The 12302-nt window shown below is 44.8% G+C and carries 16 protein-coding genes; 5 read left to right on the top strand and 11 right to left on the bottom strand.

Annotated elements, in window-relative coordinates; all coding sequences use genetic code 11:
• Window positions 1–208: 208 nt before the first annotated feature.
• The 9 genes from J7E66_RS15510 to J7E66_RS15470 form a co-directional block, all read right to left on the bottom strand.
• Window positions 209–583, bottom strand: coding sequence for a DUF423 domain-containing protein (locus tag J7E66_RS15510; RefSeq protein WP_215001476.1), 375 nt, complete (start codon window positions 581–583; stop codon window positions 209–211).
• Window positions 584–730: 147 nt separating this feature from the next.
• Window positions 731–1051: a YwdI family protein gene (locus tag J7E66_RS15505; RefSeq protein ID WP_215001473.1), complete on the bottom strand. Its 321-nt coding sequence runs from the start codon at window positions 1049–1051 to the stop codon at window positions 731–733.
• Between the two features lie 175 nt (window positions 1052–1226).
• Entirely contained in the window at window positions 1227–2246 is a 1020-nt protein-coding gene (locus J7E66_RS15500; RefSeq protein WP_215001471.1) for a thiazole biosynthesis adenylyltransferase ThiF, read from the bottom strand.
• 5 nt (window positions 2247–2251) lie between these two features.
• A complete protein-coding gene (gene moaD, locus J7E66_RS15495) occupies window positions 2252–2485 on the bottom strand; it encodes a molybdopterin converting factor subunit 1 (protein WP_215001470.1) in 234 nt (77 codons plus the stop codon).
• Window positions 2478–2942: a molybdenum cofactor biosynthesis protein MoaE gene (locus J7E66_RS15490; RefSeq protein WP_088084792.1), complete on the bottom strand. Its 465-nt coding sequence runs from the start codon at window positions 2940–2942 to the stop codon at window positions 2478–2480. The genes moaD and J7E66_RS15490 overlap by 8 nt, the downstream gene beginning before the upstream one ends.
• Window positions 2943–2947: 5 nt before the next feature.
• Entirely contained in the window at window positions 2948–4879 is a 1932-nt protein-coding gene (locus tag J7E66_RS15485; RefSeq protein WP_215001468.1) for a molybdopterin biosynthesis protein, read from the bottom strand.
• Between the two features lie 13 nt (window positions 4880–4892).
• Complete coding sequence (locus tag J7E66_RS15480) at window positions 4893–6125, bottom strand: molybdopterin molybdotransferase MoeA (RefSeq protein WP_215001466.1); 1233 nt, start codon at window positions 6123–6125, stop codon at window positions 4893–4895.
• 17 nt (window positions 6126–6142) lie between these two features.
• Window positions 6143–6772 (bottom strand): molybdenum cofactor guanylyltransferase, encoded by a 630-nt coding sequence (mobA, locus tag J7E66_RS15475; RefSeq protein WP_251032945.1) that lies wholly within the window; start codon window positions 6770–6772, stop codon window positions 6143–6145.
• A gap of 12 nt (window positions 6773–6784) precedes the next feature.
• Complete coding sequence (locus J7E66_RS15470) at window positions 6785–7093, bottom strand: hypothetical protein (RefSeq protein WP_215001464.1); 309 nt, start codon at window positions 7091–7093, stop codon at window positions 6785–6787.
• A 157-nt stretch (window positions 7094–7250) separates the two neighbouring features.
• On the opposite strand from J7E66_RS15470, the gene pdxK reads away from it, so the two are divergent.
• From pdxK to bshB2, 3 genes are all read left to right on the top strand, one after another.
• Window positions 7251–8093 (top strand): pyridoxine/pyridoxal/pyridoxamine kinase, encoded by an 843-nt coding sequence (pdxK, locus tag J7E66_RS15465; protein ID WP_215001462.1) that lies wholly within the window; start codon window positions 7251–7253, stop codon window positions 8091–8093.
• A gap of 203 nt (window positions 8094–8296) precedes the next feature.
• The gene (locus tag J7E66_RS15460; protein ID WP_098932519.1) at window positions 8297–8629 is read left to right on the top strand and encodes a YojF family protein; all 333 of its coding nucleotides are present in this window, start codon (window positions 8297–8299) and stop codon (window positions 8627–8629) included.
• Window positions 8630–8657: 28 nt separating this feature from the next.
• Complete coding sequence (bshB2, locus tag J7E66_RS15455) at window positions 8658–9326, top strand: bacillithiol biosynthesis deacetylase BshB2 (protein WP_215001460.1); 669 nt, start codon at window positions 8658–8660, stop codon at window positions 9324–9326.
• A 40-nt stretch (window positions 9327–9366) separates the two neighbouring features.
• Here bshB2 and J7E66_RS15450 read toward each other — a convergent pair whose 3' ends face one another.
• Together J7E66_RS15450 and J7E66_RS15445 are read right to left on the bottom strand one after the other, a co-directional pair.
• Window positions 9367–9534 carry a helix-turn-helix domain-containing protein gene (locus J7E66_RS15450; RefSeq protein WP_308162514.1) on the bottom strand — a complete coding sequence of 56 codons (168 nt, stop codon included), beginning with the start codon at window positions 9532–9534 and terminating at the stop codon, window positions 9367–9369.
• Between the two features lie 17 nt (window positions 9535–9551).
• The gene (locus J7E66_RS15445; protein ID WP_215001458.1) at window positions 9552–9698 is read right to left on the bottom strand and encodes a hypothetical protein; all 147 of its coding nucleotides are present in this window, start codon (window positions 9696–9698) and stop codon (window positions 9552–9554) included.
• Between the two features lie 243 nt (window positions 9699–9941).
• On the opposite strand from J7E66_RS15445, the gene J7E66_RS15440 reads away from it, so the two are divergent.
• A complete protein-coding gene (locus J7E66_RS15440) occupies window positions 9942–10385 on the top strand; it encodes a cytochrome c (protein ID WP_215001456.1) in 444 nt (147 codons plus the stop codon).
• Between the two features lie 17 nt (window positions 10386–10402).
• Window positions 10403–12268, top strand: a complete 1866-nt coding sequence (gene nosZ / locus J7E66_RS15435; RefSeq protein ID WP_215001455.1) for a Sec-dependent nitrous-oxide reductase — start codon at window positions 10403–10405, stop codon at window positions 12266–12268.
• The last annotated feature ends 34 nt before the right edge of the window (window positions 12269–12302 follow it).

Raw genomic sequence — 12302 nt, 5'->3', positions numbered from 1 at the left:
GTAAAATCAACCTACAACTGCTATAAAACAAGGGACTTTTTCAGTGCCCTCGCTTAAGCGCCTGCGGGGTCTCCCCTGCCCCGTCCTCCCGCTGGAGTCTTCGCGACTTCCGCTCCAATCAACAGAGTGCCAAAATCAATAATAATGTTTTAAAAGAGACTTCGACAAAAAAAGTCATCGGGATTGTCGCCCAATGACTTTCTTTCCATTACAGATGTTTAACTGCCCCTACCACCATGAGGATCCAGGCTGCTAAGAAGCAAACCCCACCGATTGGTGTAATTGCCCCTAAGATGCCAATCTTCGTCAAGCTCAATACATACAAACTGCCGCTAAAAAAGATAATACCGGCCAGCATTAACCATCCTGACCAGGTGAATTGCGGACTGGCGGCGGCTACTTTCCCAATCAGCAGCCCGATCATTAAAATACCTATCGCATGGAACATTTGATAGGTGACCCCTGTTTTCCAAATCTCTAAATAATGTGCATCCAGTTTGTCTTTTAACCCATGGGCACCAAAGGCACCAAGCGCTACCGCTATAAAGGCGTTGATGGCTCCTACTATAATAAATACTTTCATCTAAAAATCTCCTCCTCTGTTATGTCTAGCTACAGCGCCAAGCCCCCCTCGAGGTCATAAGCCAATCACTTCAGATGGCAAAAAGCCGCCTTCCAAAGTGCTTGTCTTATGCTAGTCGGGGCTAAGACTGGCGCTTCCGCTTTTCGTTTAAAAATCAAATAGCGAATCCCCGTTTGCTTCGTCTTCCATGTCGAGTTTCTTCGGCTGCTGTAATGTTGGTGCTTGTTGAACGATTGGTTGGTTCATTACAGGCTGTTGGTAAGCCTGGAACGAGATGGCAGGTTGAACTGCAGGCATTGGGGCCGCTGGAACCACGCTTGTCAATGACGGTTTTTCGTCTAGCAGCAATTCGCATAATATTTTAATAGAGTAAACTTTTTCCCGCAAGCTTTCTTCCTTCGTGCTGGTTTTCGCCAGCTTCAATTCTGCTTCTATTTTCGTTAATAGTTTTTGGACGGATATATTCACTTATCAAGCACCTCAAATTTCAGTCTCGTTTCTATTCTACATGAGTATGACCTTTTTTTCGAAAAATTAGCCCGAAAGATTGGCAGACACTTCGACATGATCTCCATTGTTTCACGTGAAACACCTCGAATGTTGACAAAGAAAAACCCGTACCACTAAAGGTACAGGTCATAGCTTATCCTAAGATCCGCTGGTAAATCGATTTGGCATGGGTCAAATCCTTTGTCCCGTGAATAAGGGCACGACCATCTTGAAAAATAACCATCCGTTCTTCACCCATTTCAACCGACACCAAATACGGGTTTCCCTTCACCACATAACCAAGTGTACTAAGTTGTCCAGCTAGGCGCTCCAACGATATCTCTCCTGTAGACGAGGGGCGGATTTGGACCGTATCACGGCCGCACAGTACCGTAGTTTTCGTCATATTTTCACGATCAAGATATGGATACGTCCGTTCCTCGCCGCACGACAAGCATCCGGCAAACTTTGCCTTCGACATCTTTAAGAGGCTATATTGATTTCTCCATAAATCAAAGCTGACAAACGAAGTCCGCACCGCGTCCCAATCCTCGACTAGCATCTTAAGCGCTTCCGCTGTCTGATGGGCGATAACCATTTGCACGGCAGGAGAAATAATCCCGCCCGTATCGCAGGTCATCCCCTGAAGCGGAACCTGGCGCAACAGGCAATTTAAACAGGGAGTTTTTCCTGGGATCATTGAAAACGTCATTCCAAAGCTGCCGACGCAGGCCCCATAGATCCACGGGACCTGGTATTTTTGTGAGACATCATTCATCGCCATCCGGGTTTCAAAATTATCCGTCGCATCCATCATCACATCGACACCAAGGATAAGTTCCTCCAGCAATTCAGGGGTGGCATCACCGATGATTGAAACCACTTCCACATCGGAGTTAATCGCCCGCAGGCGTTTTTCTGCCGCCGCAGCCTTCGGAAGTTTCTCGGCGACATCTTCTTCGGTATAGAGCTGCTGGCGCTGCAGATTGCTGGCCTCAACATAGTCTCGGTCAATTATCGTAATCTTGCAAACGCCGGCCCGGGTCAACACCTCCGCACTGCCTGACCCTAAGGCCCCCGCCCCGATGATCAGTACATGCTTGCGACTAATCTTAGCTTGTCCTTCTTTACCAATCCCAGGAAAAAGGAACTGCCGTGAATACCGATCGTTCATGATGATCAGCCCCCGCTTACTGGCGGAATAAAAGCAATTTCATCACCATCTCGAATGATTTCATCGTTCGAAGCAAATTCCTCATTGACCGCAGTCATCACCGTGTCCATTTTCGGCAGGTTATATTTAGCTGATAAGTCCGCTTTTAATTCTGCCACCGTTTTTCCATTGGCATCGACGGAAAGAAACTCTTCGCCGACTGCGTCGCGTAAATGGGCAAAAAATAGTACCTTATTCATTTAAGTCACTCTCCTCCGGCTTGCCGCTTGGGTAGGCGACGGTTTCCAGCTGATTGCCCATCCACGCTTCGCCTTCTTCCCAATGCTCTTTCTTCCAGATCGGGACGATTTCCTTGATCCGTTCAATTGCATAGCGGTTGGCTTCATAGGCATCAGCACGGTGTGGCGTCGAGACGGCAATGACTACCGCTACATCCGTTATATCTAAACGACCGACCCGGTGGGTGATTGCAACGCACGAACCTTCCCAGCGCTGTTCAATTTCCTGGCCAATCTGCTCGAGCTTCTTCACAGCCATCGCTTCGTACGCTTCATAGATTAAAAACAATGTTTTTTTACCCTTCGTTAATTCCCGAACGGTACCGATAAACGTCGTAATCGCACCAGCTTCGCGCTGGACCACCTTATCAATTACTGCTTGAATATCGATTGGTTCCTTTGATATTTGATACATCATCCTGATTACACCTCTACACCCAAGCACTTAGGCTCTGCATTTTCGACCACTTGGTTACCGCCAATTTTTTCGACTTGTTCTTTAAACGGAGCCGATTGGATTATTGCCATCAGCAGCTTGCCGCTTTCGCTCTCATAAAAGCCTCTCGTCATCAGCAAATCATATTCTTCATCAGCAACAGGCACAAAATCTAGGTTCATCGCCTTCGCGGCAGGATAAATCCCGAGACCTGCCCCGTGCGCATCACCGTTCACTTCCGCTGCTACCGCTAAATGAGAAAACATTTCTCGGTCATAACCGGTAATATCCTCTGGTGTCAGGCACCCTTCTTCGAGTAAAAGATCAAAGAGGATTCGAGTTCCCGCTCCTTTTTGACGGTTGACGTAATTCGCGTTCACACGGGCTAAGTCAGCCGCTGATTCAATGCCAAGCGGATTGCCTTTTGGAAGGATCCAGCCTTGCTTTCTTTTTAAAAATGGATACAGAACGACGTCTTGACCGGCTAATAGTTTGTTTACATAGGAGATATTATATTCTTTTGTACTTGGGTCAAGCAAATGAATACCCGCTACATGGGCCTCTCCTTTTCGAATCGCCATGATGCCTGCCATACTGCCGACATGCGAGGAGACAACTTTCATGTCGGTCCGCACCTGCTTTAACTGTGACGACAACAGGTCAATCGTCAAATCGTGGCTGCCGCAAAACACAATTGCCTGCTTGATTTCCTCAAACGGGCGCATCAGTTCTACTTCGACTAGATCCCCTTGTTCATAGCCAATAATGTTAGCTGGGACGATTAACAGGCCATCTGCCCTGACATATGACATCGTTACTCCTGCTGCTCTTGTCAGCGGATTGGCAACGAACTGTCCATTCACATAGCCGATATTCATTCGTACGAAGTCCTCCGCACCCATGGACGAAACGATGCGGCGCCCTAGCTTAACGGTCACGGTCTGCCTTTTGGGTTCAGGGATTTGCAGGTACTTGCAGATAAGCGGTCTGACAAACCACTCGAGCGCCAAATAAGCTGAGACTGGATAGCCCGGAACTCCGACAACGATCTTCCCGTTTATTTTCCCTAAAATGACAGGTTTGCCTGGCCGTGCGGCGACCCCATGGGTAAAGACTTCGCCGATTTCGCCAATAATGTGGACCGTGTAGTCCTTCGAGCCTGCTGATGAACCCGCATTAATAACAATAATATCAGAGGTCTCAGCTGCTTCTAAAAGTACTTCTTTTATTTTTTCTGGTTCGTCCTTCACAATCGGAAGGAGGTTCGGTTCTCCGCCCCAATCCTTAATGAAGCCAGCAAATACCGAGCCATTAAATTCAATAATCTTTCCAGGTGCTAACTCAGCATTGGCTTCAACCAGTTCATTCCCGGTCGGAATAATCGTCACGACAGGCTTTTTTGCAACAGGAATGACCGTTTGCTGTCCTCCTAATAGGACACCTAAATCAGCTGGCCTGATAATATGCCCTTGTGGAAAAAGCATTTCCTCTTGAACCACGTCTTCGCCAATCGGACGAATATGCTGCCAAGGGGTTGCTGGCTCGATAATTTCAATCGTTTCCTCATCAAGACAATCGACATACTCAATCATAATGACGGCGTTAAACGGTGAAGGGATTGCGTTCCCCGTATCAACATAACAAAATTCTTCGCCACGTTTGAGACGAAGTGGATTTTGCTCATGGGCTGTATAGGTATTTTCAGCAACGACCGCAATTCCATCCATTGCGCTGGCATGGTAATGCGGCATTGAGACCCTTGCAAAAATGGGTTCAGCTGTCACACGGCCCAAAGATGTACTCGTTGCGATTTCTTCCTTTTCAGGGGTCAGGACCTGAGCCGCGAGAATTTCCTCCCTAGCTTGTGCTCGGGGTTTATCTTCTAAATATATTTTTCGTTTAAAGTTTTTATAATTCACTGCTTAGCCCCCCTTATCGTGAGACAATCACAGGTACGTATTCCCCCTGTGAAATTCCCTCTTTTTCTGAACTAATCTCAACAAGTCCATCGCTTTTGACCAAGGTTGTAATTAAACCGGACTTGCCAATAATCGGCTCAGCCCACCATTGCCCTTCTTTTTCAAATAAACGGACCCGAATATAATCAGACCGTCCTGGTGAGGAAGGAATATTTTTTGTGATTCTAGCAAAAATACGCTCCGGTTTCCGCCGCGAGTCTTCACCCTTTAATTTTCGTAAAATTTGCTCGCCAAACAGCTTAAAGATAATCATCGCGGAGGCTGGATGACCTGGCAGTCCAATCACTGGTTTCCCATTAGACATTGCCAGAATCGTCGGTTTCCCCGGCTTAATCGAAATACCGTGGACAAACACTCCCGGGTCACCTAAAGACTGGATGACATCCGTGGTATAATCCTTTGCGCCGACCGAGCTTCCGCCGGAAAGGATTAAACAATCTACCTGCTGGTAGAGTTCACGGGCCTTTTGTTTAAACTCCTCAAAATCATCACGGACAATGCCGCCATATAAGACATCCACATTCCATTCGCTCGAAGAACCTGAAATCGTCAAATAGTTGATGTCGCGAATTTGCCCTTCTACTAGTTTTTTTGTTTGATAGGGAACAATTTCATCCCCCGACGAAAGGTAACCAACTTTTACTTTGCGGTAGACCGTTACAGTCGTAACCCCTAAAGAAGCGAGTGCCCCTAGCTCCTGCGGACGAAGTTTCGTTCCTGCCGTAAGAAGCGTTTCTCCTTCTTTAATATCTTCCCCGGCCCGAATCACGTTTTCTCCGGGTGCAATCTGCTTGTACGTATTTAATAGCGTATCGACCTCTTCACAATGCTCAATCATGATAACGCTGTCACTTCCGATCGGAAGCATCCCGCCCGTTGGCACATAGACCGCTTTACCTGAGCCGGCTTGTGCAGTTGGAACCTCACCCATTTTCACTTCCCCTGTAACCGTAAGGAAGCCTGGCATGGATTCGGAAGAACCATACGTATCCTTGGCACGAACAGCATATCCATCCACCGTTGAACGATCAAAACTCGGCACATTTTCCTGTGCAATCACTGGTTCAGCGAGGATATAGTGAAGCGCCTCTTCGAGCACCCGTACTTCGGTTTGCTTGGTTGCCGGTATTTTTTCCTCGATTAAGGCAAATGTTTCTTCCACTGTTTTTACTTTGAAAAATTGCATGGTTCCCTTTTTCCCCCTTATACTTCCTTGTTCTGCCCGTTAAAGCGGGGAAAATCCGCTTCAGCCCACTTTTTGGCGTCTTCATACTCATTTGGGTGATTCATATTAAAAAAGACTCGTTCTATGTCAATACTGTTTGAGTGAAGGTCTTTTTCCGTTACATATAAAACGTTTAAGTGATCGAGCAAATGCTTCATCCGGAGACGGTCCGCTTCGATCCTTTGTGCAGCCTCATCTGCCACCCTCTTTTGGAAGACGGCAAATAAAGGGTGCTGGACTCCATTAATGACGGGGATGACCGCATCATAATCGCCGCATTTGTTTACGAGCACCTCTGCAAGTTCTCCTGAAACAAATGGCATATCACAAGCTACAATAAAATTCGTATCATATTCGGAAGACAGCAAGCCGGCATGAACCCCTGCAAGCGGTCCTTTATCTGGATAATAATCCGAGACCATCTTCAATCCTAAAAATTGATAGTCTTCAGGATGATTGGTTACAAGAATTATATCATTAAAGGACATCTTTAGCGTATCGGCAATTCTCTCAATGTTGGTTTTTTCGTTTATTTTTAAAAGCGCTTTATTGGTGCCCATCCTGCTTGATTTTCCACCTGATAAAATAATAGCCGCTGCTTTCATCATTCGAGCACCCTCTTAATTCAAATCTTTTTTCTCGCCCACCGCATGATAGCCATTTTCCTGTGCAACATAATCCAAGTGGATCGAGTTTAAATCTAGTAAGGCTGCTGATGGTTTTTCAATATATTGTCGTATATCCATAATTTTAATATAGCCATTACATTCTTCGCAAACCTGAATTTGCGATACCGCATCGCCTTCAGAAAACAAATATCTATAGGTCCAATCGTCTAAGTTGTATTTTGTTAGTTGAAAAACGGCCATTTCGTAGCCGTTAATAAGCAAGGAAATAGGAGATTCATCGGGACAACCTTTATGGTTCATTGTTTTCTCTCCTCTTCAGGAAATACTTCATAAAATGACATTGAGATACTATTTCTTCCAAATCGATTTACCTAGTCTTGTCCTCGCATGAATTCTGTTAAATTTATAAAATTGTTCTATAATAAGTAGAAGGTTTTAGATACGAAGGAGGATACATATGACGATCAAAAAGGTAATGACGATTGCGGGCTCTGATACCAGCGGCGGCGCAGGAATTCAAGCAGACTTAAAAACATTTCAGGAGCTTGGCGTCTATGGAATGACGGCGCTGACATCGATTGTGACGATGGATCCGAAAAACCATTGGCACCATAACGTGTTTCCGATTGCGGTTGATACCCTTGAGACTCAATTAGAAACGATTCTTTCTATTGGAATTGATGCAATGAAAACGGGCATGCTTGGTACGGTTGAAATTATCGAATTAGCGGCGCGAAAAATAGATGAAAATAAACTGGAGCGTGTCGTCATTGATCCGGTTATGGTTTGCAAAGGGGAAGATGAGGTCTTAAATCCAGAAACGACCGATGCGATGCGCGAGTTTCTCTTACCACGCGCGCTAGTGGTAACTCCCAATTTGTTTGAAGCCGGACAGCTTGCAGGGATGAAGACTCCGCGTACTGTTGCGGAAATGAAGGAAGCAGCGGTAAAAATCCACGAGCAAGGGGCAAAATTCGTGTTGATTAAGGGCGGCGGCAAGCTCCAATCCGAAGAAAAAGCAGTTGACCTGCTTTATGACGGAAAGGACTTTATGCTGTATGAGTCCGAAAAGTTTGCAACTACCTACACGCACGGTGCAGGCTGTACCTACTCATCGGCGATTACCGCAGAATTAGCCAAAGGGAAATCCGTTTATGATGCTGTCGATGTCGCGAAAGAGTTTATTACAGCCGCCATCCAGCAAGGCTTCAAGCTAAACCAATATGTCGGTCCGACCTGGCATGGTGCATACCGCAGTGGATTTTCAAAAACAGAGTACTGTGAAGATTGTGTTGAATAACCATAGAGAAAAGAGCCGGTCAATTGGTCGGCTCTTTCTTTTGGTGTCAGGCACCGTGACCTTTTGGTGTCAGGCACCGAGCATTCATTTCGCATTTTTTTCCTGATTCTAGTATGATAGTTACATTATTAACTAAAATAGACATTAGACATAATCATTCTATTTATAAAGGGAAAGGAGGTTGCACTTTGGAACCTATTGATATGAAAGGCGCACAGGCTGCGATTACGAGCTTTGCCAATAAAGATGTCTACATTCACCTTGAAACGACAAACGGTGCCTATGCATCACATAACGACCAATCATTTTTTTCCGCTGGTGCTTTCATCCGCAATGCGCTTGTCCGTTATGAATTAGGAAAAATAACAGGGAATGGCCCGTTTCGGGTTGGTCTGAAGATCAACCTTGGCTGGATTTATGCAGAAGGGATTACACATTACGAAATAGACGAAGACAATCACCTGCTTTTAGCGGGTCATGATAATGCCGGAAAACTAGCGGTTGCCTTGGAGATTTCCAGCACCCCTTTTGAATAATAGGCAAGGCCCGAAAGGAGAATGATTTATGGAAAAAGAACGTCACCTCTTGGTCGTTTTTCCGCACCCTGATGATGAGGCATTTGGTGTGTCTGGGACGATTGCGACCCATGTACAGAACGGCACTCCTGTCACCTATGCGTGTTTAACCTTAGGAGAAATGGGACGCAACATGGGGAATCCCCCGTTTACCAATCGCGAAAACCTGCCGAAAATTAGGAAAGAGGAATTGAAGGAAGCGGCTCGGGTGTTGGGCATTCAAGACCTGCGCATGCTTGGATTCCGTGATAAAACGATTGAATTTGAAGACGAAGAGAAACTCGCCAACAAAATGTTAGCTTTGATTGAGGAAGTCAATCCTTCCCTTATTATTACCTTTTATCCAGGCTATTCCGTTCATCCTGACCATGATGCCACCGGTGCGGCGGTTGTTCGGGCAGTTGGGAAGATGCCCGCTTCCGTGCGGCCAACCTTACACTGTGTCGCCTTTTCGAATAATTGTGTAGACGAAATTGGGGAACCAAACATCGTCAATGATATTAGCCCCGTCGTAGAAACAAAGCTGGCTGCCATCCAAGCTCACCGCTCGCAAACCGAGCAGATGTTTATTGGTATGGAAGAGAAGTTGAAAAATCTAGACCCGCAAATGATGAAGTGGATCAATAACGAACGATTCTGGACGTACAAATTTGATTAGCAAACGAAAAGCCCTTCATAGCGAAGGGCTTTTTTCAATGTTAATATTCCCGGTGCAGCAGTGTACAAAGCGTGCACCAATCCCGGATAATAATCTTCCTAGACTTCATATCAATAATCCCATCTTTTTTTAGCTTGGAAAAAACACGGCTTACGCTTTCTCTCGTCGTGCCAACGACGGTTGCAAACTCTTGAATCGTCAAGGGAATCTCAATATCCCATCTGTTTAGACCATTATCAACCTCTTTTCAATAATCGAAAGCGACTTTTGTGATAGATCCTTAAAAATAACAATTTTTCGAAGTAAATTCGTTTGAATTACTTCTTGATAGACTCCTAGATGCGGATCTTTTAAACAATCGACTCGATTCATCCTTCTCACCACCCCTTTATAGAACTCTACTTTTGATAAATACTTACCATCTTTTGTAAACAACTCCATCCGCTGATGTAGTGACGAAATTCACAAAATGTTCATTGTTATAAAGCCAATTGTAACAATCGGTTTCACATAACGTTCAAAATCTACCAAAAAAGTGTGAGGTAGGTCACAATTTTCTCCCTCCTGAGCGTTTAGGATGAAGGTGTTCATTTATATAAAAAGGGAGGGAAAAAAGTGAATAAAGCCATTATTAGTTTTGTAGTCTGTGCATTACTTGGCTTTGGACTTGGCTACTTAGTGTTTGGCGTGATCATGGGGGATTCCGAAAAACAGCCTCAGGTGGCACAAACAGAAACAACAGAAACTGCTGCTGCCAAAGAAGAAAGTACGGATGCAAAGGAAGCAACAACCGTTTCAGCTAATGAGGATAACATCCTTAACAAGAAGGGCTGTCTTGGCTGTCACAGTGTTGAAGCATTAAATATTAAGGGCGGTGCCGTAGGACCGGACCTTTCCCAAGCGTTTGCTAACGTGGAAGGGAAACATGGCAAGCCGATTGAAGAATTCCTGAAGGCGCCTACTTCTGCCGTTATGTCAGGCGTTATTGGCAAAAATCCATTATCAGATGAAGAACGCAAGCAAGTGTTAGAACTACTTAAACAAGCTTCTGAAAAATAAAAAGGTGGTGTAATTAGATGAAAAAATGGATTCCGATTGCATCGGGTCTCTTAGCCGGGTTTGTTGCAGCAACGATTTCTTTTGCCGATTTCTCAGCAAAGACGAATACTGAAGCTTCTTCAAGCACTAAGAGCGATGCAGAAAAGGTGTATGTGCCATTCGGTCAAAAGGATGATTATTACCTATTTGCCTCTGGCGGCCACTCCGGCCAAATGTTTATTTATGGGGTTCCGTCGATGCGAAAAATTAGAACGATTCCTGTATTCTCCCAAGATTCCGCCACAGGATACGGTTTCGATGAACATTCCAAAAAAATGATGGGTGACTATACATGGGGTGACCTTCACCATCCAGCCTTTTTAGAAACTAAGGGCGACTATGATGGAAATTATATGTTTGCTACTGATGTAGGAAACAGCCGTGCCGCTGTTGTAGACCTTAAAACATTTACGACGAAAGATATCATTCAAGTTCCGAACACTGCCGGCCCACACTGTGCAGCATTCGTGACAGAAAATACAGAGTACATGTTCCTGCCAACACGTTTCGCCGTCCCGCTTGGCCAGAAGTATGAATCTCTAGATGACTTCAGCACACAATACCGCGGTGTTATGTCTGCTGTAACCTTTAATGAAACGAATCAAAAACTAGGTATTGCTTATCAAGTGGCTCTTCCGCCATGGTCCTATGACCTTTCCGACGCTGGTAAAAAGAGCTCCGCGGATTGGGCCGTTATGACGACCTACAATACAGAGGAAGCAACTACAAACATGGAAATCAACGCTTCACAAGCTGACCGTGACTATATTGTTCTTTTTAACTGGAAAGAGCTTGCAAAGATGGTCAAGGAAGGCAAGTACGAAAATGTTGGCGGTCAAAAAATGATTTTCCCTGAAAAACAAAAAGGCGGAATTTATTTAATTCCTGTCGCTAAATCACCACATGGTGTCGACGTTACACCAGATGGCAAGCAGTTCATCGCTTCAGGAAAATTAGCACCGACAATGACTGTCTTCTCGTTTGAAAAAGCGTTTAAAGCGGTCGAAAACAAAGACTTCGCTGGTGAACGGAACGGAATTCCAGTACTTAATTACAAATCAGTAATGGAAAGAGAAGTAAACCCTGAAAATGCTTTAGGACCTCTTCACACCCAATTTGATGACAAAGGCATGGCCTATACAACGATGTTCATTTCTTCTGAAATCGTGAAATGGGATCCAAATACAGGTGAAACATTAGACCGAGTGCCTGTTCAATATTCCCCAGGACATTCTGTTTCTGCAGAAGGTGATACCGTTGCACCAGATGGAAAATGGATTATTGCATTAAACAAGATTGCTAAAGACAGTTACTTGTCTGTTGGACCTTCCCATCCTGAATCGATGCAATTGATTGATATCAGCGGGAAGATGAAGGTCATCCAATCTTCACCAGTAGACCCTGAACCGCACTATGCACAAATGATTAAAGCCGATAAGATTAAAACGATTAATGTATATCCTAAGGATGTCAAGAATAAGGAAGCCGTTTACAAGCAGAGTGATACGAAAATCGTCCGCAATGGCAACAAAGTTGACGTATACGGTATTGCGATGCGTTCGAAATTCATCTTTGATGCAAAAGCAAAACGACCAGACGTCATTGAAGTGAATGAAGGAGATCACGTCACCATCCATCTGACGAATATTGATTTCGATGAGGATATTACACATGGTTTTGCCATCAACAGCTATAACTTAAACATGGAAGTTCAGCCTGGACAAACCAACACAATGGAATTTGTCGCGAATAAAGCGGGAACCTACCCACTTTATTGTACAAACTTCTGTTCTGCGCTCCACCAAGAAATGAACGGTTACTTCCTTGTAAAGCCTAAGAAATAATATGTTGGAGATGGGTATCAATTAAAGAGATTGA

Source organism: Bacillus sp. ISL-7, from assembly GCF_018613065.1.
This window is presented reverse-complemented; position numbering and strand designations above follow the sequence as displayed.

Coding starts and splice junctions, on each gene's coding strand:
- J7E66_RS15490 (WP_088084792.1), bottom strand. CDS start 2,942: ATGATGTATCAAATATCAAAGGAACCAATCGATATTCAAGCAGTAATT.
- J7E66_RS15470 (WP_215001464.1), bottom strand. CDS start 7,093: ATGAACCATAAAGGTTGTCCCGATGAATCTCCTATTTCCTTGCTTATT.
- J7E66_RS15445 (WP_215001458.1), bottom strand. CDS start 9,698: ATGAATCGAGTCGATTGTTTAAAAGATCCGCATCTAGGAGTCTATCAA.
- moaD (WP_215001470.1), bottom strand. CDS start 2,485: ATGAATAAGGTACTATTTTTTGCCCATTTACGCGACGCAGTCGGCGAA.
- mobA (WP_251032945.1), bottom strand. CDS start 6,772: ATGATGAAAGCAGCGGCTATTATTTTATCAGGTGGAAAATCAAGCAGG.
- J7E66_RS15460 (WP_098932519.1), top strand. CDS start 8,297: ATGAAAGGCGCACAGGCTGCGATTACGAGCTTTGCCAATAAAGATGTC.
- nosZ (WP_215001455.1), top strand. CDS start 10,403: ATGAAAAAATGGATTCCGATTGCATCGGGTCTCTTAGCCGGGTTTGTT.
- bshB2 (WP_215001460.1), top strand. CDS start 8,658: ATGGAAAAAGAACGTCACCTCTTGGTCGTTTTTCCGCACCCTGATGAT.
- J7E66_RS15500 (WP_215001471.1), bottom strand. CDS start 2,246: ATGAACGATCGGTATTCACGGCAGTTCCTTTTTCCTGGGATTGGTAAA.
- J7E66_RS15480 (WP_215001466.1), bottom strand. CDS start 6,125: ATGCAATTTTTCAAAGTAAAAACAGTGGAAGAAACATTTGCCTTAATC.
- J7E66_RS15510 (WP_215001476.1), bottom strand. CDS start 583: ATGAAAGTATTTATTATAGTAGGAGCCATCAACGCCTTTATAGCGGTA.
- pdxK (WP_215001462.1), top strand. CDS start 7,251: ATGACGATCAAAAAGGTAATGACGATTGCGGGCTCTGATACCAGCGGC.